The organism is Mesorhizobium sp. M5C.F.Ca.IN.020.32.2.1 (genome assembly GCF_004023105.1).
In the GTDB taxonomy this organism is placed as follows: domain Bacteria; phylum Pseudomonadota; class Alphaproteobacteria; order Rhizobiales; family Rhizobiaceae; genus Mesorhizobium; species Mesorhizobium wenxiniae.
Map to the genome: position 1 here is coordinate 1 of NZ_RZSX01000976.1, position 2,206 is coordinate 2,206.

At 62.3% G+C, this 2,206-nt stretch carries 2 protein-coding genes; both read right to left on the reverse strand.

The genetic code is table 11. The annotated features are described in order from the left end of the window. Nucleotides 1-984 (reverse strand): trypsin-like peptidase domain-containing protein (locus EOA86_RS31690; RefSeq protein WP_128345205.1); only part of this gene is annotated, 984 nt, incomplete at its 3' end. A gap of 391 nt (nt 985-1,375) precedes the next feature. Then, nucleotides 1,376-2,101 (reverse strand): MBL fold metallo-hydrolase, encoded by a 726-nt coding sequence (locus EOA86_RS31695; RefSeq protein WP_128345204.1) that lies wholly within the window; start codon nt 2,099-2,101, stop codon nt 1,376-1,378. Nucleotides 2,102-2,206 lie beyond the last annotated feature (105 nt).

Sequence of the window (2,206 nt, forward strand, 5' to 3'; positions counted from 1 at the left end):
GTCAGTAACCGCGGAAACCAGCGCACCACTGGGCTGATCGAGGCCGACAGCGCTCGCAATATCGGGCGTCACCGGCTGGATCTGGACGCCGAGATAGCCGTATTGAATGGAGTCACCCTTCATCAGCTTGGCGACCACTTTTTGCGCCTGGTCCGACGGGATGGCGAAGCCGACGCCGACGCTGCCGCCATTCGGCGAAAAGATCGCCGTGTTGATGCCGACGACGTTGCCGCTCACATCCATCAGCGGACCGCCTGAATTGCCGTGGTTGATCGGTGCGTCGATCTGAATGAAATCGTCAAACGGCCCGCTGTGCAGATCGCGGCCGCGCGCCGAGACGATGCCGGATGTAACCGTGGTGCCGAGGCCGAACGGGTTGCCGAAAGCGAGCACCTGGTCGCCCGGCATGAGCTTGTCGGAGTCGCCCCATTTGACGGTCGGCAAAGTCTTGTCGGATTTGATCTTGAGGACGGCGAGGTCGTTCTTGGCGTCGCGACCAACCAGCTCGGCGGGAAGTTCGGTGCCGTCGTCGAGAGTGACCTTGATCGACGTGGCGCCGTCGATGACGTGATTGTTGGTGACGATGGTGCCATCGGCGGCGACGATGAAGCCGGAACCCAGCGCCTCTGCGCGGGGCGCCTGCTGTGGCGGCGGTGTCCTGGGGCCGGGCAATCCCTGGTCGCCGAAGAACTGGCGGAAATAGTCGTCGAAGGGTGAGTTGTCGCCGAACGGAGCAGCGTCGCTCATGGTCTCCGACTGTGCCTTCATGACAGTGGTGATCGTCACCACTGCCGGTTTGTCGGCCGCCACGATCGGGGCAAACGATCCATTCGGCACCGTCATCCCGGTGACGGGAGGGGTCACTGTTTCTGCCAGAGCGCCATTCAGTCTGGGGGCGAGGGGCACGACGAAAGGGCTGACAATCAGTGCGGCGCCCAGCAAGGCGGCGACGCGATGTCTGCGAAGAATGTGGATGGGTGACATGGCCATTGTCCGGGCGAGAAATTGGTCGGGCACCGTTGCGTTCCGGTTGGGGAATCGCCCATTCGGCGTGTCGAGGGTCGTCTTGCCTGTCTCGCCTGGCAGGCAGCCGACCGGATCGACAGCCCCCGCATCTAGGGCGGCGATTGCGGTTACCAGATGATATTACGAAGATTTAATTTATCGGGTCGGTGTCGCCCGCTCGCCAGATGCATGGCTGGAGTCGAACCCTTGATGAAGAGGAGTAGCGCCGACCTGAAACAACAAACCCGCCTTGCAGCGGGTTGTTGGCGCGATCAGCACCATGCGGAAATGGATAACAAGAACAAATTGCCGACAGGGATCACGAGCTCGCATGTCTTCCGGGCTCTGTCCTGCCGGCCATCGAAGCCTCTTATGCGCCGATCCCGTCTGTCCGCCTGAGATAGCCGTTGGCGATCTCGCGCATCCGTTTGGCGTCGAAGCTCGGGCCGTGACCGCCATGACCGATGCGGATCGGCAGATCGAGCAGCCGCTGCATCGTCCGGCGATAGGCTGATCGGTCGGAGTCCGGCAGGTCGTCGATCAGCATCGCGTCGTAGATGGCGTCGCCGGCGAAGAACAGGCCGTCGGCCTCGTCGAACAACGCGATCGAATCGGGCGAATGGCCGGGCAGATGCAGCACGCGGAACAGCCGGTCACCGAGATCGACCGTGTCGCCCTCGTCAAGTGTTCGCATCAGCGGCGCCGGCGGAATCTTGTAATCGGCGGCTTTCCAGCCGGGCGCCGGCAACTTCGAGACGGCGTCTTCGAGATCGTGGAACATGTGGGCGTAGGTGACGGCGTCATCCATGCTGTTGAAATACGCGGCGCTGTGTCTCGGCCCGGCCCGCAGCGGGAATTCGTGCAGCGAGCCGACATGGTCGAGATGGATATGGGTGGCGACGACGAGCAGCGGCTTGCCCGCCGGCGTGTCGATCTCCGGCGCCAGCGGGCGGATGCCCATGCCGGTGTCGACAAGCAGGTCGATGTCGCGGCCGCGAAGATGCCAGATGTTGGCGCGCACGAAATCATGCACGAACGGCTCCGTCAGCATGGTTGTAACGGTGTCGACCTTCGTCTTGCTGAACCAGTCAAGCATCACAAGATATCCGGCATCAGAAGAGGCCGGCATCAGACGAACGGTTTTCCAACCTTGTATTTTTCTGGAACCAGTCGCTTCAGATAGGCCATGCCTGCATCGGAG